18 protein-coding genes are annotated in these 23,540 nt (G+C 60.6%); 8 read left to right on the forward strand and 10 right to left on the reverse strand.

Features of this window, described 5'->3' with window-relative positions; genetic code table 11:
- Nucleotides 1–5 precede the first annotated feature (5 nt).
- From ACPF7Z_RS10690 to ACPF7Z_RS10705, 4 genes are all read right to left on the reverse strand, one after another.
- Nucleotides 6–1,472 carry an aminoacyl-histidine dipeptidase gene (locus ACPF7Z_RS10690; protein WP_425193231.1) on the reverse strand — a complete coding sequence of 489 codons (1,467 nt, stop codon included), beginning with the start codon at nucleotides 1,470–1,472 and terminating at the stop codon, nucleotides 6–8.
- Between the two features lie 68 nt (nucleotides 1,473–1,540).
- Nucleotides 1,541–3,721, reverse strand: coding sequence for a tRNA(Met) cytidine acetyltransferase TmcA (locus ACPF7Z_RS10695; RefSeq protein ID WP_425193232.1), 2,181 nt, complete (start codon nucleotides 3,719–3,721; stop codon nucleotides 1,541–1,543).
- A 42-nt stretch (nucleotides 3,722–3,763) separates the two neighbouring features.
- Nucleotides 3,764–5,317 carry a DHA2 family efflux MFS transporter permease subunit gene (locus ACPF7Z_RS10700; RefSeq protein ID WP_425193233.1) on the reverse strand — a complete coding sequence of 518 codons (1,554 nt, stop codon included), beginning with the start codon at nucleotides 5,315–5,317 and terminating at the stop codon, nucleotides 3,764–3,766.
- A complete protein-coding gene (locus tag ACPF7Z_RS10705) occupies nucleotides 5,314–6,426 on the reverse strand; it encodes an HlyD family secretion protein (protein ID WP_425193234.1) in 1,113 nt (370 codons plus the stop codon). The genes ACPF7Z_RS10700 and ACPF7Z_RS10705 overlap by 4 nt, the downstream gene beginning before the upstream one ends.
- Before the next feature lie 233 nt (nucleotides 6,427–6,659).
- On the opposite strand from ACPF7Z_RS10705, the gene ACPF7Z_RS10710 reads away from it, so the two are divergent.
- The 7 genes from ACPF7Z_RS10710 to ACPF7Z_RS10740 all read left to right on the forward strand — a co-directional run bounded on the left by ACPF7Z_RS10710 (nucleotide 6,660) and on the right by ACPF7Z_RS10740 (nucleotide 15,847).
- Nucleotides 6,660–7,931, forward strand: a complete 1,272-nt coding sequence (locus ACPF7Z_RS10710) for an ABC transporter substrate-binding protein (protein ID WP_425193235.1) — start codon at nucleotides 6,660–6,662, stop codon at nucleotides 7,929–7,931.
- A gap of 29 nt (nucleotides 7,932–7,960) precedes the next feature.
- Nucleotides 7,961–8,935: a carbohydrate ABC transporter permease gene (locus ACPF7Z_RS10715; RefSeq protein WP_425193250.1), complete on the forward strand. Its 975-nt coding sequence runs from the start codon at nucleotides 7,961–7,963 to the stop codon at nucleotides 8,933–8,935.
- Nucleotides 8,932–9,774 carry a carbohydrate ABC transporter permease gene (locus ACPF7Z_RS10720; protein WP_425193236.1) on the forward strand — a complete coding sequence of 281 codons (843 nt, stop codon included), beginning with the start codon at nucleotides 8,932–8,934 and terminating at the stop codon, nucleotides 9,772–9,774. Before ACPF7Z_RS10715 ends, ACPF7Z_RS10720 begins: the two co-directional genes overlap by 4 nt.
- Before the next feature lie 27 nt (nucleotides 9,775–9,801).
- Complete coding sequence (locus tag ACPF7Z_RS10725) at nucleotides 9,802–11,430, forward strand: alpha-glucosidase (RefSeq protein ID WP_425193237.1); 1,629 nt, start codon at nucleotides 9,802–9,804, stop codon at nucleotides 11,428–11,430.
- A gap of 47 nt (nucleotides 11,431–11,477) precedes the next feature.
- The gene (locus ACPF7Z_RS10730) at nucleotides 11,478–12,584 is read left to right on the forward strand and encodes an ABC transporter ATP-binding protein (RefSeq protein ID WP_425193238.1); all 1,107 of its coding nucleotides are present in this window, start codon (nucleotides 11,478–11,480) and stop codon (nucleotides 12,582–12,584) included.
- A 303-nt stretch (nucleotides 12,585–12,887) separates the two neighbouring features.
- Nucleotides 12,888–13,949 carry a LacI family DNA-binding transcriptional regulator gene (locus ACPF7Z_RS10735; protein WP_425193239.1) on the forward strand — a complete coding sequence of 354 codons (1,062 nt, stop codon included), beginning with the start codon at nucleotides 12,888–12,890 and terminating at the stop codon, nucleotides 13,947–13,949.
- A 278-nt stretch (nucleotides 13,950–14,227) separates the two neighbouring features.
- Nucleotides 14,228–15,847 carry a carbohydrate porin gene (locus ACPF7Z_RS10740; RefSeq protein ID WP_425193240.1) on the forward strand — a complete coding sequence of 540 codons (1,620 nt, stop codon included), beginning with the start codon at nucleotides 14,228–14,230 and terminating at the stop codon, nucleotides 15,845–15,847.
- A 108-nt stretch (nucleotides 15,848–15,955) separates the two neighbouring features.
- Here the strand turns inward: ACPF7Z_RS10740 and ACPF7Z_RS10745 are convergent, their stop codons facing one another.
- The 5 genes from ACPF7Z_RS10745 to ACPF7Z_RS10765 all read right to left on the reverse strand — a co-directional run bounded on the left by ACPF7Z_RS10745 (nucleotide 15,956) and on the right by ACPF7Z_RS10765 (nucleotide 21,293).
- Nucleotides 15,956–16,534 carry a hypothetical protein gene (locus ACPF7Z_RS10745; RefSeq protein ID WP_425193241.1) on the reverse strand — a complete coding sequence of 193 codons (579 nt, stop codon included), beginning with the start codon at nucleotides 16,532–16,534 and terminating at the stop codon, nucleotides 15,956–15,958.
- Nucleotides 16,535–16,555: 21 nt separating this feature from the next.
- Nucleotides 16,556–17,914 (reverse strand): TRAP transporter large permease, encoded by a 1,359-nt coding sequence (locus ACPF7Z_RS10750; protein ID WP_425193242.1) that lies wholly within the window; start codon nucleotides 17,912–17,914, stop codon nucleotides 16,556–16,558.
- On the reverse strand, nucleotides 17,907–18,542 hold the full coding sequence (locus tag ACPF7Z_RS10755) for a TRAP transporter small permease subunit (protein ID WP_425193243.1): 636 nt from the start codon (nucleotides 18,540–18,542) through the stop codon (nucleotides 17,907–17,909). The genes ACPF7Z_RS10750 and ACPF7Z_RS10755 overlap by 8 nt, the downstream gene beginning before the upstream one ends.
- Nucleotides 18,542–19,630, reverse strand: coding sequence for a TRAP transporter substrate-binding protein (locus ACPF7Z_RS10760; RefSeq protein ID WP_425193244.1), 1,089 nt, complete (start codon nucleotides 19,628–19,630; stop codon nucleotides 18,542–18,544). The genes ACPF7Z_RS10755 and ACPF7Z_RS10760 overlap by 1 nt, the downstream gene beginning before the upstream one ends.
- A gap of 265 nt (nucleotides 19,631–19,895) precedes the next feature.
- Nucleotides 19,896–21,293, reverse strand: coding sequence for a sigma-54 interaction domain-containing protein (locus tag ACPF7Z_RS10765; protein WP_425193245.1), 1,398 nt, complete (start codon nucleotides 21,291–21,293; stop codon nucleotides 19,896–19,898).
- Between the two features lie 282 nt (nucleotides 21,294–21,575).
- On the opposite strand from ACPF7Z_RS10765, the gene ACPF7Z_RS10770 reads away from it, so the two are divergent.
- Nucleotides 21,576–22,607, forward strand: coding sequence for a sodium:calcium antiporter (locus ACPF7Z_RS10770; protein WP_425193246.1), 1,032 nt, complete (start codon nucleotides 21,576–21,578; stop codon nucleotides 22,605–22,607).
- Nucleotides 22,608–22,614: 7 nt separating this feature from the next.
- On the opposite strand, the gene ACPF7Z_RS10775 is transcribed toward ACPF7Z_RS10770, so the two are convergent.
- Entirely contained in the window at nucleotides 22,615–23,319 is a 705-nt protein-coding gene (locus tag ACPF7Z_RS10775) for a haloacid dehalogenase type II (RefSeq protein ID WP_425193247.1), read from the reverse strand.
- Between the last annotated feature and the right edge of the window lie 221 nt (nucleotides 23,320–23,540).

Below are 23,540 nucleotides of genomic sequence, written 5' to 3' on the forward strand. Positions count from 1 at the left end.
AAGACTCAGTCGTTTACCTTCGCCAGCTCCTCGATCAACTCACGCAGCAAGCCCCAGAACTCCTCCACCGAGTCGATCTCGACGCGTTCATTCGGAGAATGCGCGCCGCGGATCTGCGGCCCGAAGGAGATCATCTCGAGGCCTGGGTACTTGCCGCCGAGAATGCCGCACTCGAGCCCTGCGTGGATGACCTTGACCTCGGGTTCAACGCCCAGGCGACGCTGATGCAGTTGGCGAAAGCGCAACAAAAGACTGCTATCCGGGTTCGGGTTCCAGCCCGGGTAGGCATTCTCGACCCGCGTATCGGCGCCGATCAGGCCGAACAGCGCACGAAAACGGTCCGCCAGGTCCCGAGTGGCGCTGTCGCGTAAGGAGCGCACCAGCGCACATAGTTCAAAACGTCCTTTTTCCAGAGACACGACGCCCAGATTGTTGGAGGTTTCCACCACGCCGGGCACCTCGACGCTCATGCGCTCCACGCCATAGGGCGCAGCATGCAACGCGGCGATCAGCAGTTGACTGGCGGCGTCTGTCAAGGCCTCGGCGGCGGAGGAAGTCACCGCTTCCAGGGAAAGTCTCAGACCGTCATCGACACCGGCCAGCTCGGCGGCGAACTCCTTTTGCAATTTGCTCAGGCGCGCTTGAGCGACCTCGGCCTCGTCTGCATCCAGCGCCAACGTCGCGAAGGCTTCCCGAGGCAAGGCATTACGCAGCGTGCCGCCATGGTAGTCGATCAATCGCGCCCCAAAGGGTTCCAGGGCACGCAGGACGCGTATCAACAAGCGGTTGGCATTGCCGCGCCCCTTGTGAATGTCGATACCCGAATGGCCGCCGACCAGACCTGTCAATGTCAGGCGCCAGACACTCTCGTGCTCGTTAAGGGAGCTGGTCGGCAGATCGGCGGAGACCAGCACATCGGCGCCGCCGGCACAGCCGATATAGACCTGTCCGCGATCCTCGGAATCGAGATTCAGCAGAAAACGACCCTGCAGCCAGTCTTCGGCCAGATTGAGAGCGCCACCCATGCCGGACTCTTCCTCCAGGGTGAACAGCGCCTCGATGGGGCCGTGACGCAGCGACTCGTCTTCCAGCACCGCCAGGGCCGCCGCCACACCCAAGCCGTTGTCGGCGCCCAGGGTCGTGCCCCGGGCCTGCAACCAGCCATCCTCGATATAGGTGTCGAGCGGGTCCTGGGTGAAGTCATGCGGATGATCCGCATTGGCCTGGGCGACCATGTCCAGATGGCCCTGCAGCACGACACCCGGGACCTGCTCACAACCCGGTGTGGCGGGTTTGCGAACCAGCAGATTGCCGACCTGATCGCGCTCATGAGTAAGACCGCGCTTCTCGGCCCACTTCTCGATCAGTGCCACCAGGGCAGCTTCCTGGCCAGAAGGCCGAGGCGTGTTGCATAGGGTCTGGAAATGGCGCCAGACGATAGCGGGCGCCAGATCGCATAGATGTTCGTTCATGAAAGCTCTCTCTATCAAACGTCATTCCATATTGCTCCAGGCTACACCCGAGCAACACCGATTCTCATCTAATGTTCGGAACTAAAAACGTCATGAAGCCGCCTAGCCAACGCTCGCCAGCGCGCCAGGCGCGCCTTTTTCCCAACGCCTTGCTTATCTGATCGATCGCCTAGAAACAGCGGTTCCACCAATGCCTGCAATTCTATATCCCGATCGATCGAAGAAGCGCTTCGCCTCCAGGCCAGCCAAGCGTTAGCCAGCCAGGGGCGCGCCAAGGCCAGATCACCGCCTCCCGCAGCGAACCACGCCACCCGATCCAGGGTCTCGGCATCAATGATCGGCGGCGGCCCTTCCCGCAGCAGTACTGCCGCCAGTTCGGGCTCAACCCGCGCGAGGTCAAAAGCCAGCAGACTGGGCAGCAGCAACTGAAAATCTCGACTCAACCGCTCGATCAGGGCGCTGGCCTGTTCATTCAGCGTTCGCCCCATCATCAGCGCATGTTCGCCGCTGGAGGCCTCCCGGGAAAGCCCCAGACGCAGCGAGACGAATCCTTGGGCGCGCCAGAAGGCGATCAGGCTCTCTTCGGCGCTAAAGCTGACTCCCAACCGCTCAACGCCTTCACTTTTCATCCGTGCGCCCAGCTGCTCGATCAGCCCGCGCCCTACCCCTTGTCGCCGCGCCACCGGATGCACGGCGATACGCAGGATTCGGCACCAGCGCACGCGGGCAGCTTCACGCTGACCAGCGTGGGTAGCCAGGGACTGAGCCAATAGATGCCCACGTGGGCGACGCTCACCGTGGTAAATCTTTGTTGCCAACTCTGCCGGGAAGCCGCCTTCGATTTGACCCAGGCAGACACCGATACAGGTATCGCCGGCATAGGCCGCAGTCAATCGCACATCCGGGGCGTCGAGCAACTGACGCAGATCCGCCGGGGTGGTGCGATAATGGGCCTGGACCAACAGCCCGAACAATTCGCTCAGGGCGGCTTCGTTCCCGGCCAGTGCAGTTCGGTCAAGATCAACCAAGCGCAATTCGTGGTCTGTGAGTACCTGAACGGCGCGTTCGTCCTCGGCGGGTTCGGCATTCAACAAGAGCAGTTCGCGGGTCAGGGTTTCCAGGGGATCATCCTCGGCCCAACGAATCGGCTGACTTAGATGGAGCTCGCGCCAGTCCGGCGTGTCGCGATCGAGCCGGGCGCGAAAGCGCAGCTGAAAGCCGCGACCGGTTCCTTCGTAGCCGTGTACGGTGGTGGCGTAGGCGAGTCGCGGAAAGGCCGTTAGCCAACACCCCAGCAGTGAGGCGGGAATCGCCGCGGCTTCGTCGACGAACAGCGTCGGTGGCGCACAGGTGTCTATCGCGTTGGATTGTAGAGCGTCGAGCAGCCCATCCGGCGCGATAAAACGCACTTCGGCATACTCGCCGTCAATGTCCATCTGGAAGCTGTTGTGCTCACGCCGCCCTCGGGGCAGCAGCGCCGCAAGCCGTTCGAACAGGGGGTCGACCGCCGTCGGTCGCGGGGCAGTGACCCATAAACGACGTTCACCAGCCAGCAGCCGCCGCGCCGCTGCGATGCCCAGCGCCGCACTCTTGCCCCGACCGCGATCGGCGCTGAGCACCAAGGGCCGTCGGCGACGCAAGCGCATCAGGCGCTCCACCGCCTCGGCCTGATCGGCACTCAGGCAGTCGGGATCGCCGGACTTGGTGGAAAGCTCGCAGGTGACGGCCGACAATGCCGGTGGCGCAAACGCAGGTCCGGTCGGCCAGTGCACCACCTGGGACGAGACAAGCAATCGCTGCGCCAGACGGGCGAGATAGCGGGCGTTCAATTCCTGCGCCTCATGAGGCCAGGCCGCGAGCCGCACATAATCCGCATCCGGACAGGGCGTGCCTTCTCGCCAGGCGACGGGCGTCAACAGCACCAGCAGACCACCGGCACGCAGCGTGCCCGCCACCGCACCGAAGGCGTCCGGATCGAAACCGGCGTCCTTTGAGACGGCATCGAACACCACCATGTCGTGTTCGCCGCCCAGGCGAGTGCGCGCCTTGGCCGCCGGCAGCGCCTCGATGCCGGACGCAGCATTGGATGGCCCAAGCCACAGCGGAGCCTGCCAGGATCGGGCACGCCAAAGACACAGAGCCCGGGACACCGCTTCATCGTCTGCTGCGCTGATCCACAGCAGCGCACGATGCCGGCGGGCTGCAAGCGCGCCGATCAGAGGGGCCAGCCCTTCGAATTCATCGTTCATGGCGCACAGGATGCGTCATGCGCGGTGTCGCCGCCAGCCCGATCAAGCATCGATGCGCTTGAGCAGTAACACCAACGGCACGCACAGCAGATAGATGAGTCCCAGCCATAGGAAGATATCGTTGAAGGCCAGCACCTCGGCCTGCAGGGAAACACGCTGGCCCAGCATGGCCACGGCGCTGCGATAAGGATCGGCGACATGGCCTTCGAACAGCGTCTGATAGCGCGTAAGTTCCTCGATCACCGCAGCGCGCCCGGCATCCAGCGCAGGAATCAGCTGGTTCCAGTGGTAGTCGAAGCGCATGTCACGCACCGTGTCGAGCAGCGCCAGTCCCACGGCGCCGCCGAGGTTGCGCATCACGTTGAACAAGCCGCTGGCATTGCCCACCTCGTGCAGCGGCAGCGTGCCCAGGGCGATGCGCGAGGCGGGGATCAGGCACATGATCAAGCCGATTCCACGCACCACCTGGGGCCAGAAGAACTGCCAGAAGCCCGACTCCACGGTCAAGTTGGCGTTCATCACCGTGCCGATGCCGACCAGGGCCAGGCCCAGGAACAGCAGCGCGCGCAGATCGAGATGGTTGGTCAGCTTGCCGACCAACGGTGCGGAAAAGAACATCGCTACCCCGGTGACGAACATCACCTCGCCGATCTGCAGGCTCGAGTAGCCGCGCACATAGCCGAAGAACAGCGGCATGATGTAGACCAGCCCATAGAGCGCGATACCGATGACGAACCCCAGTCCCGCACCGAGGGCGAAGTTGCGATTGGCGAAGGCACGCAGGTCGACGATGGGATAGTCGGTGGTCAGAGTACGATGGAAGAAACCAATGCAGGCCGCGGCACAGATCAGCGTCATGGCCAAGATCAGGTCGCTGGCGAACCAATCATCGCCAGGCCCCTCCTCGAGCACGAACTCCAGGCTGCCCAGGAAGATCGCCAGCAGTGTCAGACCGAATATATCCAGTCGCCGCGCTGCTTCTCGATCCCCCTTGTCGATATCGAGACACTTCCAGGCCGCCCAGGTGACGATGATGCCGGGCACCAGATTGGCCAGGAACAGCCAGTGCCAGCTGGCGAACTCGGTGATGTAACCACCCACGGTAGGGCCGATCGAGGGTGCCATGGTCACCACCATGCCGATTACCGCCTGCACGCTACCCATCACCCGGCGCGGAAAGATCGAGAAGCTCACTGCGTGAGTGATGGGGATCATCGCCCCTCCCATGAAGCCCTGGATGGCACGCAGCACGATCAGCTGCTCGATGCTGCCGGCCAGGGCGCAGCCCAGACTCGCCAGGGTGAAACCGGCACTGGAGATCACGAAGGCGATGCGCGTCGAGAGGATGCGGCTGAGCATGCCCGATAGCGGGATCATGACGATCTCGGCGATCAGATAGGAGGTCTGGACCCAGGAGATTTCATCATCGCTGGCGGACACCCCGGCCTGAATCTCATTGAGGGAGCTGGCCACGATCTGGATATCCAGAATCGCCATGAACATGCCGAACACCGCGGCGATGAACCCCCAGCGCTGGGTCCAGGACGGCATGTCGCTGGCGCTGTGCGCCGCGGCGGGTGCTGCGGCATTGCTCACGAGGCGGGCGCCGCCTCATGGTTTCCGGCAGTAGCGGGCGCCTGGGGTTGGCTGGGAATAGAGTCGGAATCAGGGTCGAGATCGCGGGTATCGACTTCCGGCACCACGGATAGTCCCGCCCGCAGGCGATCGAGCGCACCCTCTGGCCCGATGACGCGAATCTTCACCGGCACCCGCTGCACGATCTTGTTGAAATTGCCGGTGGCATTGTCCTGCGGCAGCAGACTGAATTCACTGCCGGTGGCCGGCGCCAGGCTATCGATAACGCCCTGGAAAGTAATATCCGGGTAAGCATCGACCTGCAGATCCACCGGCTGGCCGGCGCGCATGCGAGTGGTCTGGGTTTCCTTGTAGTTGGCAATGACGTAGGCGGAGTCGATCGGCACCAGTTGCATCATGATCTGCGAGGGCTGCGCCAGATCGCCGACCTCTACTCTGGCATTGGCAATCACACCGCTGCGCGGCGCGTTGATGCGAGTCTTGGCAAGCTGGTTGCGCGCATAGGCAAGATCCGCGGTGGCGGCATCGCGGTTGGCTTCGGCGCTTTCGACACTGGCTTCGGCGACGGCGAGTTGGCGTTTAGCCGATACCACTGCGGCACGCCGCATGGCCAGTGTCGACTCGGCGATGGTGAGGTCGGCCTGATCGTCCTCACGCTGCTGGCGTGAGGCATACTGACGCGATTCCAGAGAAGCGGAGCGTTCCAGATGCTGGCGCGCCTGTTGCACATCCGCCTGGGCGGCGCTCACTTGGGTCTGGGCTTCGTCGATAGCCGCTTGTTGCAGCGCTACCTGGCGACGAGCCTCGACGATATTGGCCGCCGCCACCGCCTGTTGTGCCTCGGCTTGAGCGACTCGATCCTGGGTGTCGCTGGCGTCGAGACGTACCAGTAGATCCCCCTTCTTCACCAGCTGATTGTCATCCACCGCCATTTCGACCACCCGTGCCGAAAGCTCGGGACGTAACGCAATGCTGTCACTATGTACGTAAGCGTTGTCGGTCTCTTCCATAAAGCGCCCGACTGTCCACCAATGAATGCCCCACCAGACCAGGCCGGCAACCGCCACCACGGCGATGACGATCATCGCCATCTTTCCTCCCTGCTTCATGCCCGCTCTTACTCCTTTAAGCCACAGCGATTGACGCTGCCGGGAGTATCTACAGTATCGATCCGCTTCAAGCAAGTCATCCAGATGGCGCGCTGAAGCGTTACACCCAAAGTCTATATTGCTGTCAGCGCCGGTGAAGTCTAGGGTGAGGAGTACTTAAACGATTAAGTTTCGACCCAGTATTCCATTCTGTTCACAGCTCAAAAATAACAAACCCGCGAGGTAGATTGCCCATGTTTCGCAAACTGATTCCCGCCATCGCCATGGCCGGTGCCGCCGGCGTCATTACGCAAGCTCAGGCCGCCGAACTGACGATTTCCTGCGGCGCCGTGGGTGCCGAGCTCGCACTCTGTGAAGAAGGCGTGCGTCGTTGGGAGGAAAAGACCGGTCATGAGGTGAAAATCGTCTCGACGCCCAACTCCTCTACCGAGCGTCTGTCCCTGTATCAGCAGATATTGTCCGCGCAATCCAGCGACATCGATGTGATGCAGATCGACGTGGTGTGGCCGGGCCTATTGGCCAATCACCTGCTCGACCTGAACGAGACGCTGGGCAAGGATGCCGCCGAAGGTTTCTTCGAGACCATCGTGACCAATAACACCGTCGACGATCGCCTGGTGGCCATGCCCTGGTTCACGGATGCCGGTGTTCTTTACTACCGCAAGGATCTGCTCGAGCAATACGGTCACGAGCCCCCCGAGACCTGGCAGGAACTGACCGAGATCGCCAAGAAGATCCAGGCCGAGGAGCGCGAGGCCGGCAACGACAAGATGTGGGGCTATGTGTTCCAGGGGCGTGCTTACGAGGGGTTGACCTGCAACGCCCTGGAGTGGATAGCGAGCTACGGCGGCGGCACCATCGTCGACAGCGACGGCGAGATCACCATCGACAACCCCCAGGCCCGGGCCGCTCTCGAACTGGCGGCCACCTGGATCGGCGACATCTCGCCCAACGGGGTGCTCAACTACACCGAGGAGGAGGCGCGGGGCATCTTTCAGTCCGGCAACGCCGTGTTCATGCGCAACTGGCCCTATGCCTGGTCCCTGGCCCAGAGCGAGGACAGCAACGTGCGCGACAAGGTCGGCGTGGTCACGCTGCCTCACGGCCCCGGTAGCGAAAGCGAAAGCGCCGCCACCCTGGGCGGCTGGAACCTGGCGGTCTCCAAATACACGGAAAACCCCGACGTCGCTGCGGATCTAGTAGCCTTCCTGACCTCCAAGGAGGAGCAGAAGCGCCGGGCAATCGAAGGCTCCTACAATCCGACCATCGCCGCGCTTTACGAAGACGAGGAAGTGCTCGAGGCGGTGCCCTTCTTCGGCACGCTTTACGATACCTTCACCAATGCGGTGGCACGCCCCTCGGCGCCGACCGGGGATAACTACGGCCGGGTCAGCAACGCCTTCTTCAATGCCACGCACAATGTACTGTCCGGCAACCAGAGCAGTGCAGAGGCGCTTTCCCAACTCGATAGCGAACTGTCACGCATCAAGCGTCGCCGCTGGTGACCCGGGAGCGACCCATGACCAAGTCCGCCATGACCGGGCCCGCCAACCAGAGCGCGTCAGCCGCGACGCGCTCGCCGGACAAGGGCTATCGCGGCACCAAAGTGCGGCGCCAGCGCGTACGCGCCGCCTGGCTATTCCTGATTCCCATGCTGGTGACCCTGGTCCTGGTCGCCGGCTGGCCACTGGTGCGCACCTTCTATTTCAGCTTCACCGATGCCTCGCTATCCGACACCGCCGGTGCCATGTTCATCGGCATCGAAAACTATCTGGTCTATGACGACGGTAACTGGTACGGCATCCTCACCGATCCGACCTGGTGGACCGCGGTGTGGAACACGCTGTTTTTCAGCGTCGTCTCGGTGTCCCTGGAGGTGGTCTTCGGCATCATCGTCGCCCTGCTGCTCAACGCTGAGTTCAAGGGGCGCATCCTGGTGCGTGCGGCGGTGCTGATCCCCTGGGCCATCCCGACCATCGTCTCGGCCAAGATGTGGGCCTGGATGCTCAACGACCAGTTCGGCATCATCAATCATCTGCTGCTGGCCTTGGGCGTGATCGACAGCCCCCTGGCCTGGACCGCCGACGCGGATCTCTCGATGTGGGCGGTGATCATGGTCGATGTGTGGAAAACCATTCCCTTCGTTGCCCTGCTGGTGCTGGCGGCGCTGCAGATGCTGCCCAAGGACTGCTATGAGGCCGCCGAGGTCGATGGCATCCATCCAGTGAAGGTGTTCTTCCGTGTCACCCTGCCGCTGATCACCCCGGCGCTGCTGGTGGCGGTGATCTTCCGACTGCTCGATGCGCTGCGGGTGTTCGATGTCATCTACGTGCTGACCTCCAACTCCACCGACACCATGACCATGTCGATCTATGCCCGCCAGCAGCTGGTCGAGTTCCAGGATGTAGGATACGGCAGCGCCGCCTCGACCTTGCTGTTCCTGATCATCGCCTTCGTGACGGTCATCTATCTGTATCTGGGCCGTCGCCAACTGGGGGTCGATCAATGAACCAGTATCAACTCCTCAAGCTACTCAAGCGGGTCGGCCTGTGGGCCTTGATCGCGGTGGTCATGGTCTATGCCATCTTTCCCTTCTACTACGCGGTCATCACCTCGCTGAAACCCTCCAGCGAACTTTTCCGCGTCGACTTCTGGCTCTCCTCGCTGGATTTCAGCAACTATGTGCGAATCCTGTCCCAGAAGAGCTTCATACAAGCCATCGGCAATTCCATCCTGGTGGCTGTCAGCGTGGTGTTCATCGCCCTGCTGCTGGGCATCACCGCCTCCTACTCCCTGGGCCGGGTACGTTTTCGCGGACGCACCACGGTGCTGCTGATCATACTCGGCGTCTCGATGTTCCCCCAGGTGGCGGTGCTCTCGGGCCTGTTCGAGGTGATTCGCGCCTTGAATCTCTACAACAACCCAGGCGGCTTGATTCTGAGCTATACCATCTTCACCCTGCCCTTCACAGTCTGGGTGCTGACCACCTTCATGCGTCAGCTACCCATGGAACTGGAAGAGGCGGCGATCATGGATGGTGCCACCCCCTGGGTGACCATCACCCGGGTGTTCCTGCCACTGATGTGGCCGGCCATGGCGACCACCGGCCTGCTGGCCTTCATCGCCGCCTGGAACGAATTCCTGTTCGCCCTGACCTTCACTCTCACGGACAGCCAGCGCACGGTGCCTGTCGCCATCGCCCTGATCTCGGGGGGCAGCCAGCACGAACTGCCCTGGGGGCCTATCATGGCCGCCTCGGTGACCGTCACGGTACCCTTGGTCATCCTGGTGATGATCTTCCAGCGGCGCATCGTCTCGGGGCTGACCGCCGGTGCCGTCAAGGGTTAACTTTCAATGACTTCAATGGATTCTTCGATGCAAGACAACCTGACCTGGTGGCGCGGCGGCGTCATCTACCAGATCTATCCACGCAGCTTCATGGATGCCAACGATGACGGGATCGGCGATCTGCGCGGCATCATCGACCGGCTCGATTACGTGGCCAGCCTGGGGGTCGATGGCATCTGGCTGTCGCCCTTCTTCACCTCGCCGATGCTGGACTTCGGCTACGACGTCAGCGACTACCGCAATGTCGACCCGATGTTCGGCACCCTCGAGGACTTCACGACACTACTGGAGCGAGCCCATCAGCTGGGGCTCAAGATCATCATCGACCAGGTCATCAGCCACAGCTCGGACCAGCACCCCTGGTTTCAACAGAGTCGCCAGGATCGTGGCAATGACAAGGCGGACTGGTACGTCTGGGCCGATCCCAAGCCTGACGGCACGCCGCCCAACAACTGGCTATCGATCTTCGGTGGGCCGGCCTGGACCTTCGATTCACGCCGCCGCCAGTACTATCTGCACAATTTCCTGACCAGCCAGCCAGATCTCAATTTTCACAATCCGGAAGTCCGTGCCGCGCAGCTGTACAACATGCGCTTCTGGCTGGAGCTCGGTGTCGACGGCTTCCGTCTCGACACCGTGAACTTCTATTACCACGATGCCGAGTTGCGCGATAACCCAGCGGTAGCGCCCCACGAGAGCAAGACCATGGGTGCGCCGGACACCAATCCCTACACCTGGCAGCGTCACCAATACGACATCAGCCGCCCGGAGAACCTTGTTTTCCTCAGGGAGCTGCGTGAGCTGATGGACGAGTTTCCGGGTACCACCACGGTGGGCGAGATCGGCGATGACAATCCGCTCGAGCGAATGGCCGAGTACACGGCGAATGGCGACAAGCTGCACATGGCCTACACCTTCGACCTGCTCAACGCGCCGAACTCCGCCTCTTATATTCACGAGGTGATAGAGCGTTTCCAGCGTCTGGCCGGCGATGCCTGGCCCTGCTGGGCACTCTCCAATCACGATGTCATGCGCAGCGCCTCGCGCTGGGGCACCGACCAGGATCCCTTGGCCTATCCCAAAGTAGCCTTGGCCATGCTGTTTTCCCTGCGCGGCAGTGTTTGCCTCTATCAAGGAGAGGAGCTGGGCCTGCCCGAAGCCGAGGTGCCCTTCGGGAGCATTCAGGACCCCTACGGCAAGGTGCTGTGGCCGGAGTTCAAGGGACGGGACGGCGCTCGAACGCCAATGCCCTGGGACGACATAGAGCATGGCGGCTTTTCCCAGGTAGGTCCTTGGCTACCGATCGATCCTCGCCATCTAGCGTTGGCGATAAGCCGACAGCAAAACGATAAAGATTCCGTACTCAATACAGTGCGCCGGATGCTGGCCTTCCGCGCCGAGCACTCGGCCCTGATCGATGGCGCTCTGGAACTGGTCGATGTCGGCGAGCACCTGCTCGGCTTTGTGCGCCAAGCTGACGAAAAGAACGGGGGAGAGCGGTTGCTGTGCGTGTTCAATCTGACCGATGAGGCCCAGTCGACGCCTATGCCGGTAAGCAACGCCGAACCACTCGACACCCACGACTTTGGGATCGAACTACGCGGCGACGAGCTTCGCCTGCCGCCCTACCAGGCCGGTTTCTTCAAACTCGGATAACGATTGCAACGATAAGCCGGCCCCATGAGGTCGGCGGGAGTCGTCAGATGGCAAGTGTCACCCTCGACAAGATCAACAAGGTCTTTGGCAGCACGCACATCATCAAGGATGTCGATTTGACCATCGGTGATGGTGAGTTCGTCGTTTTCGTCGGTCCCTCGGGCTGTGGCAAGTCGACACTGCTGCGGTTGATTGCGGGGTTGGAGTCGATTTCCGGCGGTCAGCTCAGCATGGGCAACGACGTCGTCAATGACCTGCCGCCCCGGGAACGGGGGGTAGGCATGGTGTTCCAGTCCTACGCGCTCTACCCGCACATGTCGGTCTACGAGAACATGGCCTTCGGCCTGAAGCTGGCCAAGACCGACAAGCAGACCGTGGACGAGCGGGTCATGGAAACCGCGCGTATTCTGCAGCTCGAGGAACTCTTGCAACGCAAGCCCAAGGAACTCTCCGGTGGTCAACGCCAACGCGTGGCCATGGGACGAGCCATGGCCCGGGAGCCGCGCATCCTGTTGTTCGACGAGCCGCTATCCAACCTGGATGCGTCACTGCGGGTGCAGATGCGCAACGAGATCGCCCGGCTGCACCATCGCCTGGGCTCGACAATGATCTACGTCACCCACGATCAGGTCGAGGCCATGACCCTGGCCGACAAGATCGTGGTGCTGCGCGATGGCCGTGTCGAACAGGTCGGCAGCCCCCAGACCCTCTACCAGCAGCCGGCAACCAAGTTCGTCGCCGGCTTCATCGGATCGCCGACCATGAATTTCATGCCGGCGGAGCTGGTGCAGAGCGCTGGCAAGGGATGCCGGGTTCGCGCTCCCGGCCTCGGCGAACTTGATCTGCCCCAGGATGCCAGCCACCAACAGAGCGGTGCCAGGCTGACCCTGGGGATACGCCCCGAACATCTGCGCCTGACCGAGGCGCAGGGCGACAACCGCTTCGAGATCGTCAATGTCGAATACCTGGGCAATGAGGTCTACGTCTACCTGGAGCCCAGGGCCGGCGAGACCCTGTTGATCCATCGCAGCGAGGCACCCAGTCATTGGGAGGTCGGACAGCGGGTGGCGCTGGATCCGGAGATCGAGCATGTGCACCTGTTCGATGTCGAGGATCACGCTCTGATGATCGACGAGCGCCGCGACGTGGCCTGAGCCTCTGCTTAGCAGCTAGTCCGGTTATCACTCTTGCGAATGGGCCTATCCCTGTCCCGATGGCAACGCCCCAATAACTGGGTGGCGGCCTTCATCCTCTTGAACTGGTCGACGGCAGCCGGAACTGGTACGAGACGCCCCTGCCGGGGATGCCCAGCAGACATCGCGGCGACGAGACGTTACTTCTCGAGCCAGGGGCCGCAGCCTGGCTAATGCTTAGCTGATAGGATGCATGATCGAAGTCGGTTACGATTCCGATCATCTGTGCATCTCAGTAACGCATCGCTTCAAATGGAAACGCCTGTGCCGCCATCGTCACGACGTATCACCCTCAAGGATCTGGCCGCACGGCTGGGTATTTCCACCGCCACGGTATCAAACGCCTTTAATCGCCCGGATCAACTCTCGCCGGCGCTGCGCGAGCGTATCCTGCGGGAAGCCAAGGCCATGGGGTACAGCGGCCCGGATGCCAAGGCACGCAGTCTACGTACTGGACGCTCGCGCATAATCGCTGTAGTTCTCGCCGAGAGTCTGACCTACAGCTTGAACGATGCCGTGGCCAGTGAGCTGCTGTCGGGTATCGCCGAAGTGCTCGACGCGCACAGCCACACGCTGTTACTGGTATCGGGGCGCCATCACGCCAATCGAATTCCCGACTCCGCGAGTATCGCCGATGGTTTCATCGTCTACGGCTTGATGCCCAACCTGAAGATGCTTGCCGATCTTCCTCCCCAGCGGCCTCTGGTGGCCGTGGATTTCGATATCGAGAGCTGTCCAACGGTGCATGTGGATAACGAACCGGCGAGTTACGCGATTGCCTGCCACGCTCTCTCCAGCCTCCCGCAGCGACCCGCGGTGATCAATCTGCGACTCACGGAGCAGCCCTGCAATGGACGCATTACCGCCGAACACCGCCTATTGTCGGCGGAATATACGATCACCCGTCACCGCCTCATTGGCTTTCAACGCGCCTTCAAGGAACAGGGCATCGACCCGGCTCAGGTGCCGATGTGGAACGTCGAGGAGAACACCTTCGAGGTCTGCGTACCGGTCATCGAAGAGATCCTCGACCTGCCGAAAGATCAGCGTCCGGATCTGCTGATGTGCATGTCGGATCGTATTGCCCTAACGGCCTTGACCCTGGCGGAACAGCGAGGCCTGCGCATCCCCGAGGATTTGAGTATCACCGGATTCGATGGCATCGCCGAAGGCCAGTATCGCGCCCCGCGTCTAACCACCGTACGTCAGGATAACGTCGCCAAGGGACGTCTCGCGGCATCGATGATTCTAGGCAAGGAGCCCATGGCACCGCACCGGCTGGAGACAGAACTAATCATGGGCCAGACCTGCCCAAGACCCGCCTAAGCTCGACATGAACCGAGAGTCTGTCCGAACGGGCCAGATTTTGGGCATGATCAAGCGGCGGTATTTCAAGCACTAGACATTAGTTGAAAATCCCCCAAAAACTCTTTGTACCTGTCGAACTTAATCGATTAACTTCAATATATCGGTAGCGGTTCGGGCACCATTGTCGAAAACTTAGGTGATAGGTGTTTTTTTTGAATCTGACCTTAAACGATTAAGATCCACTGGAACGCTCACCGACCGGCAAACGCAACCTGACAACAAGAAAGGACAAAGGCATGAAGATAGTGACACCCAAGGCCCCCTTAGCGGCTGCCATCGCATTGGTGGCCTTCGGTGCCGCCGCTCCGGCTCTGGCGCAGGATGCGAGTCTAGAGGAGCGCCTGGCAGCCCTCGAAGCACGAGTGGCCGCGGCCGAAAGGCGCGCCGAACAGGCCGAACAGCGCGCCAGACGCGCCGAGAGTCAAATGGCCCAGCGTCAGGCGCCGGCCAGCCAGGGAGCGCAGGAACAGGTCTCCGAGCCGGAAAACGCCCCCGAAGAGCAGGTCGGCGAGCGTCTCGCCAAGGCCAAGCGGCACGCCGAAGGAGAAGAGGGTTTTTCCTACGAGGCCTACGCCCGCTCGGGGCTATTGATCGGCGAAGATGGCAAGAGCATTCCCGGCGGCCCCTATGTGACCCCGGCAGGCCCCTTGGGTGGAGCCGTTGGTCGCCTAGGCAACGAACCGGATACCTACGTCGAGGCCATCTTCAATTACAAGCAGCGCTTCGACAATGGCACAAAGTCCCTTTACCGCGTGATGCTTGCCGACTCTGTCACTACCAGCAACGACTGGACCGCCGATGAGTCGAACCTCAATCTGCGTCAGGCCTTCGTGGAATTCAGCGAGCTGCCCAGTTTCACCGGCGCCTTCGAGAACGCCTCGATATGGGCGGGCAAGCGCTTTGATCGCGACAACTTCGATATCCACTGGCTCGACAGCGACTTCATCTTCCTGGCCGGTACCGGTGGGGGGGTCTACGACGTCCAATTCGCCGATAATTGGAAAAGCAACTTCTCCTTATATGGCCGCAGTTACAGTGACTTCGATGTCGTCACCGACGAGACGGCACTCGAGGACGACACGGACAACCTGATCTTGACCGCTAACAACTACGTCGGCAATTGGCAGTGGATGGTCAGCGGCCTGTCCGCCGCGGACAACGACGACCGGTTCAACGACCTCCAGACGGAAAGTCGGCAAGTCGTGGTGGACGGGGTCGTGGAAGAGCAGGTGACCATCACCAATCGTGGCGAGCGAGGCGCCGAGGATGGCTTCCATACCATGCTGGCCTACCACGGTGACAGCTTCTTCGGCATCAGCGAAGGTGGCTTCAAGGCCGCACTACTGCATGGCCAGGGGCTTGGGGCCGAAGTCAAGAACATCGGTGCCGATGGCAACCTGACCGATGAGGCCAAGGCGACACGCATCGGCCTGTATGGCACTACCTACATTGCCCCCAAGTGGCGTATCGCTCCGGCGATTCTGGCCGAAATCAGCGACGACCGCTATGTAGAGGGTGATGATTACAAATGGGCCACCGCCAATCTACGCTTGGCCAACGAGCTAACCCAGAACTTCGAGATGCAATACGAAGCGAGCTATCAATACATGGACCTCGACCCTCAAGGCTACAAGGATCGCAGTGCCGTGGATGGCGGTTTCACCAAGTTCACCATCGCACCTACCTTCAAGCCTGAGGTGGGCGGCTTCTGGGAGCGCCCGGAAATCCGTGTCTTTGCGTCCTATACCGATTGGGATGAGGCACTCAACGACTATACCGAGGAGGACTCCTTCGGTACCGAAGGCTTTACCGGCGGTCAGTGGAGCTTCGGGACCCAGATGGAACTCTGGTTCTGAACCAAGGTCCCTGACATATCGATTCGATCGCTTTACCCGTGGGCATGGGCTCACGGGTTTTTGCGTTTTCTAGCATCGGTCAAACCTCGCCGATGAAACGAGAAGACCTCAAGTATCGTTGAGCTTTAGAACCTGGCCATTCAGCGCCCGCCCACCGCCGCCGGCGAGGAATCGCGCGCAGTCGGCCACCGCAGCACTCGATGCCCCCTGGGGGCAGAGCAGGTTGACGCGGATTCCCGGACCACCGCTATCCGCCAGTCGACGTACCAACGCCGCCAGGGCCTCGCGCACCATGCTCGCCGCCTGGCTTTCGCCGTCAGGAGCGACCGCGATCAGGCGACCGCCACCTCGACTGTGCATCCAGGCCTGGGCCACTTGCAGAAGCGAGGTGGGATCGACCACCTGTTCACTCAGGCGTCGCTCCAGCGAGACTGATCGAGACAGCCGCTGCGGAGCACAGACCAGTACGTCCAATCGCCCCAACCGCGCCAGCAAGGACTCCAGAGCCCCTTCGCCGGCGACCACCCCGAAACGATCGACATGCTCTCCTCCCAAGCCATCGAGTATGCTCTCCAGGCATGCGCTGTCCGGCGTGAGCAATCCGACTGTGGCACCCTCTTCCAGGAAGGCGCGGGACAACGCTTCGAGCAGTTCACCGCCCCCGGCGATCAGTACACGTTTGCGCATCAGTGCGTACCCCGCCTCGTCTTAAGGCATCAGCCCGGGCAGCCATAGCACCAGCGTCGGGAAAACGATGCACAGCGTCAGGCCGATGAGCTGTAGCAGCACGAAGGGAATGATCGAGCGGTAGATGGTGCCGATACCAATCTGTCCTTCGGTGATTCCCTTGAGATAGAACAGCGCATAGCCGAAGGGAGGCGTCAGGAAGCTGGTCTGCAGGTTGATCGCCACCAGAACGGCGAACCACACCAGGAGCCCCTGCCCGGATAGGCCAAGGCCGAAGTCGAGCAGCTCCACCACCGGCGCTACAAGCGGCAACACGACAAAGCTGATCTCGATCCATTCGAGGAAGAACCCCAACACGAAGATCAGCCCCATGATCAATAGCAAGAGGCCGTAGGGTCCCAGGCCAGTGCCGGTGATCATTTCTTCGATCATGTAGTCGCCGCCCAGGCGTTTGAATACCACCGAGAAGCAGGTCGCGCCGATCACGACGAACAGAATCATCGCGGAAGTGCGTGAGGTTTCCCGTACCGCGTCACGCAGCGTCGCGTAATCCAGACTGCGCATGATCAGCGCCAGCAGCAGACTTCCCAGGGCGCCTATAGCGGCTGCTTCGGTCGGCGTGGCGATGCCCGCCATGATCGACCCGAGTACCGCCGTGATCAGCAACACCGGGCCGAGCAGATCACGCAGTAGCGCCAACGGCAAGGGTGTATCGTCCGCATCGTGAGCATCCGGGTCGGCCAGCGGTGCCCACTCGGGCTTGATCCAGGCGGTGATCAGCAGGTAGGCAACGTAGAGCACGCCCAACAAGAGCCCCGGCAGCAGCGCTGCCTTGAACAGGGCACCGACCGAGACCTGCAGGATCGAGCCCATCAATACCAGCATGATCGAGGGCGGGATCAGAATGCCCAGAGTGCCCGAGGCAGCGATGACACCACAGGCCATCTCCGCGCGGTAGCCCTGCTTCATCATCACCGGCAGTGCCAGCAGACCCAGCATGACCACCGACGCGCCGATGATGCCGGTACTGGCGGCCATGACCACGCCAAGGATCGCCACGGAGATAGCGAGCCCCCCCGGAGTGCGACCAAATAATCGCTGCAGGGTCAACAGCAGACGTCGGGCGACGCCGGAGCGCTCCAACATCAGCCCCATGAATACGAACAGAGGAATGGCGATCATCAGCCAGTTTTCGATGACACCACCGAAGATGCGAGACCCCACGGTGCCCAGGAAAGGAATGGGAATATCACCGATAAAAGCGAAGGCGATTCCCAGGCCGCCAAGCAGAAACGCCACGGGATAACCGGAGAAGATACCGATCAGTAGCGCAACGACCATGGCAATGGCCAGGGCATACTCGGCCATGAATTCAGCCATGAATCGGCTCCTCCTTGGTAGACGACGCTTCTAGACGAGCGGGATCGAACAGACCGGCCAGGTTGTGCAGTATCTGGCCCAGGGCGCCGATAGCTAGAAACACCAGACCGAAAGGCAACATCGCCTTGATCAGGTAGCGATCCGTCAGACCGCCATAATTGGATTGTTCGTTGGAGAGATAGGACATGGTCACGAAATGCTTGGACAGCCAGGCGATCAACAGACAGAACGGTATCAGCATCAATAGATGACCGAGGATGTCGATGACTGCGCGCCCTTGGGGCGACAGTTTCTGGTAGATCAGATCGACCCGCACATGGGTATCGCGATGCAGTGCGTAGGTGCCGCCGAGCAGTGTGAGAATGCCGAACAGGTGCCACTGCAGTTCAGTCACACTATTGATGGTCAGCGCCTTACCGAACAGCACAACACTATCGTCCCAACGTGCGATCTCGTTGATGCCCAGGGCATTGAGCGTCACGGTAGTGAGCACGGCCAGCATCACCAGCAGCACCAGCCAGCTGCTGATGCGCCCAACGACGACCCCCAGCCCGATCAACGGTCGGGCCAGGGCGTCACATAGCCGCGCACCACGCTCACGCCAGGGAGCAAGGTGGGGTTGCGGCATCAGCTTTCTCCTTCATCCTGCAGCGGCTTGGGTGCGGGCAGCGCCTGCAACTCGTACCACTCATCAATGAGCTTTACATGCTTCATCAATGACTTATAGGCCTCGGCAAAGTCGGGATTATTCTGCATTTCCTCCTGGCGCACCTCGACCCAGGCATCCTGCAGGGCGCTGACGACCTCATCTGGGAAGCGCTTGACCTTCACGCCCTTCTCTTCGAGCTTACGAATGGTGCGCATCTGCTCTGGAGGCGCCTCGGCCATGGCCCACTGCAGGGTGGCACGACAGGCGGTCTCGAACTGCGCCTTACGCTCGTCACTGTATTCATCCCACACCTGCTGGTTGACCAGCAACGAGAACCAGCTAGCGCTCTGATGCCATCCGGGGAAGTAGTAGTATTCGGCCACTTCATCGAAGCCCATGGCGGCATCGACCTGGGGCACCGAGAATTCGGTGGCATCCACCCGGCCTCTTTCCAGGGCCAGATAGATCTCGCTACCCGGTACCAGCTGAGTAGAAGCCCCTAGCTTATTGAGCACCTTGGCCCCCAGTCCGGAAATCCGTACGGACAGGCCGTCGAAGTCCTCGGGCTTATTGATTTCCTTGTTGTACCAGCCACCGGTTTCTTGAGGGGAGATAAAACACGGCAACACTTTTACGCCATAGGGATCGTAGGCTTTCTGGATCAGATTGTTGCCATCCCCGGACCACATCCAGGACATGAAGGCTTCCGGGCTTGGGCCAAAGGGCAGCGCGCCGTAGAGGTTGGTGATCGGCACCGTACCGGCCCAATACCCCATCCAGTCCCAGCCGGCTTGGACGGCGCCGGAAGAAACTGAATTGAAGACCTCAAAGGCCGGTACCAGATCACCGGGCTCATGAACGCGTAGTTTGACGGCGCCGCCGGTCGCTGTTTCAAGCTCCTTGGACAGGTGAACTGCTCCTTCACCCAGGAAGTTCTGAGTAGAGAAAGTGCTTGCCACATCGAGTTGCTTGGGCCCTTCGGCCAAGACGGGTGCACTCAGCAGTGCCGTGGATGCCATACCGATGGCGCTTGCTATCAATGAACGGGAGAATACGTTATTTGGCATTTGTGACTCCTTAGTCGTTGTTTTTGTCGCCCTTTATTGCATTTGGGCTACCGGGTTATCGAGCAAAGCTATCGCCACTTCTTAAACAACACAATAAAAACAGGCACTTAAAGTCCAGCACGGTAAATTATTAACCCAATTGAATGAATAATGCAAAAAACCATGCGCAAAACCATCCGAAGTAACGGACAGTTTTATGCCGCGCGGGCGAAATAGACGCTCTGGATGGTCCGAAAATACGGATACCGTCCATAATTTCGGACGTTCAAACATCCTGCATATCGAGAGAATGGCGGGTCAGCTTCTCGTAAAAGGACGATTTCGCGATACCCAAGCGTTTTGCGGCACGAGTGCGATTACCACCGCACTCCACTAACGCCTTCTGGATGGCTTCCCTTTCGGCACGCGCCAAGGTTTGCTTGAGAGATTCACCCGGCACCGGTGTTGCGGGCGACTCACGGCGCAGCGCCTCGGGCAGGTCGTCCACATCGAGCCGTGGCCCGCCTAGATAGAAAGCCGCCTCAAGCACGTTTTCCAACTCACGCACGTTACCTGGCCAATCGTGGCATCTAAGACAATCCAACGCCGCCTGGCTGAGCACAGGACAGCGCCTACCACGCCGCTCGGCAAAGCGCTTGAGCAAGTGACGAGCAAGCACCGGAATGTCGTCACGGCGCTCGCGCAGTGGAGGGATCGTCAAGGGCACCACATTGATGCGATAGAACAGATCTTCACGGAACTCGCCACTCTCCACCAACCTCTCCAAGGGTCGGTGAGTGGCTGCGATCACTCGTACGTCTATTGGCATCAGACGCGTTGCGCCTACCGCCTCGATCTCGCGATCCTGGAGCACCCGCAACAGTTTGACCTGCATTGCCAGCGGCATGTCGCCTATCTCATCGAGAAACAGCGTGCCGCCGTGGGCCAGCTGAAATTTACCGGGTTTACCCCCCTTCTTGGCGCCGGTGAAGGCGCCTTCCTCATAACCGAACAATTCCGCCTCGAGCAACTGCTCCGGGATCGCGGCACAGTTTAGCTTGATGAAAGGTCCTTTGGCGCGCTCCGACAAACGATGCAGCGCATGGGCATAAAGCTCCTTGCCGGTACCCGACTCACCGCGAATCAGTACGGAGGCGTCGCCGGGGGCGATCTTGCGCACTTTTCCATTGAGCGTGGCAATCGCCTCGCTCTCACCGATCACGTCGGCCAGCTGCCAGCGGGTTCCGGCGCGCGCATCGAGGGCCTGGCGATAGTAGTCGACCTCCGCTTCCAGCGCCTTCACCTGGGCGTCCATCTGTCGCCACTCCCAGGTGTCGTGATAGATCACCGTGCCGAGGGCGCCGACCACCTTGCCATCGACATGTATAGGATAACGATGCGCGATCATGTGATGTCCGCGAAGCATCTGCAATTGAGCCAGCTCGGCCTTGCCAGACGCCAGCACTGCAGGCATCCGGGTATTCTCTATGACCTCGACCACCGGACGCCCGATCGCCGCCACCGCATCGACTTCTAGAAAGGCGGCATAGGGCGTATTGAGATAGACGATGCGGGCTTCGCTATCGACCACCACCAACCACTCGCTCATGGCGTCGAGCCCCTGCAGAAGCAACGGCGATGTAAGCTGGCCGGCCAGGATACGAGGAAGGTAGTCGTTACCCATGCGTGAAAATCTCTATGCTTGCCATGATCCCTCAGCATCGACATAGAGACGGTTCACGGCAAGACGACCTTGGGCGTAGCGACGTTATTCTTTATTCATGCCAATGACCCATTCCCAATGATCTATTCATGACAACGGTAGAGAACATTTAACCTATCGGGCACATAGGGCATGCTGATCCACGGCGAAACGCCGCCAGCATCATACCTACAGAACGCCGAGCCAGACCGTATGTAAAGGCATACGGCAAAGACAACTGCATTCATTGCGAAGGGACTCTGCATGACCGGCATACTGATATGGACGCTTGTCGCCATCGTCTCCACCGCCATCATCTGGAAAGGTAGCGGACTACTCGAACGCGCCAGCGAACGCCTCTCCCTCTATTACGAACTGCCGGAGATCGTACAGGGGGCGATAGTCGTTGCCGTGGGCTCGAGCTTCCCGGAGCTCTCGACAACGGTAATCTCCACCCTTGTGCATGGCGAGTTCGAACTCGGCGTGGCCGCCATCGTCGGCTCGGCGCTGTTCAACATCATGGTGATTCCCGCCCTGTGCGGCCTCAGTTCTCACGAGCAACTGCGTTCGAATCGTGACCTGGTCTACAAGGAGGCCCAGTTCTATATGATCGCCGTGGCGGTGCTCACCCTCACCTTTTCGTTTGCAGCCATCTATCACCCTGTTGCGGATGATAGCGGTGCCATCAAGGGCGAAATGACCCGCTGGCTGGCCCTCATGCCCATCGCCCTCTACGCACTCTATATCTTCGTGCAATATCAAGACACGCTGGATCATGAAGCGGACACGGATGCCAGCGACATCCGCCCGGGACGGGAGTGGGGCATGCTTGCCCTGTCGCTGGTGGTGATCGTGGTCGGTGTCGAGGGACTGGTGCGTGCCGCCATCAATTTCGGTGATATCTTCGGCACGCCGAGCTTTCTGTGGGGCATCACCGTGGTCGCCGCGGGCACCTCTATTCCCGACGCCTTCGTCTCGGTGCGTGCAGCCCGGGATGGGCGTGGCGTGACCAGTATCGCCAATGTACTTGGCAGCAACACCTTCGACCTGCTGGTGTGTATCCCCGTCGGTGTGCTCATCGCCGGTACCGCCGTTATCAGCTTCTCCGTCGCTGCCCCCATGATGGCCATCCTGACTCTCGCCACCATCATCTTATTCCTGATGATGCGCACCCAGATGATCCTTTCACGGGTCGAATCCGTCGCTTTACTCGTGCTTTATGCGGCGTTCATCATTTGGATCAGCGTGGAAACCTTTGGTGTCGTCGATTGGGTGCCGAGCCTGCCACCGGCGTAAGAATCGATCAGCAGCCCAGTTGATCGGCCAGGTCCGCGAGTGATCGGGCATGCAGATCGTTGGTCGGCGATGGCGAGACGTCCTTGGGATTGGCCGCGCCGAATTCCTGGGGGCGCTCGATATAAGCGGTCTTCAGATCAAAAGAGCCAGCGCTATCGAGATCGTTTTGGTGCGCCGCCACCATCATCACCGTCGATGGATCGACATCGAACACCTTTGCCACGCCCAGATAGGTATCCGGGTGCGGCTTGTATTGGCGAAACACCTCCGCCGAGAGAATGCAGTCCCAGGGCAGTCCGGCTCGCTTGGCCATGTTGGCGAGTAGCCCCAGATTGCCGTTGGAAAGCGTACAGAGGATGAAGCGCTGCTTGAGCCGTGTCAGCCCTTCCACTGCATCGGGCCAAGGATCCAGACGATGCCAGGCCTTGTTGAGGTGGCGCTTCTGCTCTTCTGACAGTGACGTCACACCGAATTGCACCAGCACGTCGTCCAGGATGCCACGATGCAAGTCGTCTAGCAGCGTCCAGCCCTGCTCACCGGACATCACCCGCTGCATCGCCGGCTTGTAACCTGCGCGCCAAGCCAGCGCGAACTCACCGTCATCGACGCCCAGATTCAGCGCCTCAACCTCTCGGGCGATCGAGCCATGCCAGTCCACGACGGTGCCAAAGACATCAAAGGCAAGAATCTCAACTGAATTTTGAATGTTCATATCACGCAATTACTCAATGTGATGAATTAAATACCACCGACTGCAACGAGAATCCCAATGATTTGGTCGCGAAGACGACCAGGTGGATTTCCCTCACTCTATACCTGAATCCGTGAGACCGGCCCCCAGGAATGCTTCTAACCTACTGAACTGCATGGCAATATAGCGAATATCGCCATTCACCCAGACAGTGCCATGCCCAACGTCAAGTTCCGCGCCAG

Source organism: Halomonas sp. GXIMD04776 (genome assembly GCF_049808615.1).
Taxonomy (GTDB): Bacteria; Pseudomonadota; Gammaproteobacteria; order Pseudomonadales; family Halomonadaceae; genus Modicisalibacter.

Bases quoted from the DNA above. Each gene is read 5' to 3' on its own strand.
- ACPF7Z_RS10690 (WP_425193231.1), bottom strand. From the start codon at position 1,472: ATGAACGAACATCTATGCGATCTGGCGCCCGCTATCGTCTGGCGCCAT.
- ACPF7Z_RS10695 (WP_425193232.1), bottom strand. From the start codon at position 3,721: ATGAACGATGAATTCGAAGGGCTGGCCCCTCTGATCGGCGCGCTTGCA.
- ACPF7Z_RS10705 (WP_425193234.1), bottom strand. From the start codon at position 6,426: ATGAAGCAGGGAGGAAAGATGGCGATGATCGTCATCGCCGTGGTGGCG.
- ACPF7Z_RS10710 (WP_425193235.1), top strand. From the start codon at position 6,660: ATGTTTCGCAAACTGATTCCCGCCATCGCCATGGCCGGTGCCGCCGGC.
- ACPF7Z_RS10715 (WP_425193250.1), top strand. From the start codon at position 7,961: ATGACCGGGCCCGCCAACCAGAGCGCGTCAGCCGCGACGCGCTCGCCG.
- ACPF7Z_RS10720 (WP_425193236.1), top strand. From the start codon at position 8,932: ATGAACCAGTATCAACTCCTCAAGCTACTCAAGCGGGTCGGCCTGTGG.
- ACPF7Z_RS10725 (WP_425193237.1), top strand. From the start codon at position 9,802: ATGCAAGACAACCTGACCTGGTGGCGCGGCGGCGTCATCTACCAGATC.
- ACPF7Z_RS10730 (WP_425193238.1), top strand. From the start codon at position 11,478: ATGGCAAGTGTCACCCTCGACAAGATCAACAAGGTCTTTGGCAGCACG.
- ACPF7Z_RS10740 (WP_425193240.1), top strand. From the start codon at position 14,228: ATGAAGATAGTGACACCCAAGGCCCCCTTAGCGGCTGCCATCGCATTG.
- ACPF7Z_RS10745 (WP_425193241.1), bottom strand. From the start codon at position 16,534: ATGCGCAAACGTGTACTGATCGCCGGGGGCGGTGAACTGCTCGAAGCG.
- ACPF7Z_RS10750 (WP_425193242.1), bottom strand. From the start codon at position 17,914: ATGGCTGAATTCATGGCCGAGTATGCCCTGGCCATTGCCATGGTCGTT.
- ACPF7Z_RS10755 (WP_425193243.1), bottom strand. From the start codon at position 18,542: ATGCCGCAACCCCACCTTGCTCCCTGGCGTGAGCGTGGTGCGCGGCTA.
- ACPF7Z_RS10760 (WP_425193244.1), bottom strand. From the start codon at position 19,630: ATGCCAAATAACGTATTCTCCCGTTCATTGATAGCAAGCGCCATCGGT.
- ACPF7Z_RS10765 (WP_425193245.1), bottom strand. From the start codon at position 21,293: ATGGGTAACGACTACCTTCCTCGTATCCTGGCCGGCCAGCTTACATCG.
- ACPF7Z_RS10770 (WP_425193246.1), top strand. From the start codon at position 21,576: ATGACCGGCATACTGATATGGACGCTTGTCGCCATCGTCTCCACCGCC.
- ACPF7Z_RS10775 (WP_425193247.1), bottom strand. From the start codon at position 23,319: ATGAACATTCAAAATTCAGTTGAGATTCTTGCCTTTGATGTCTTTGGC.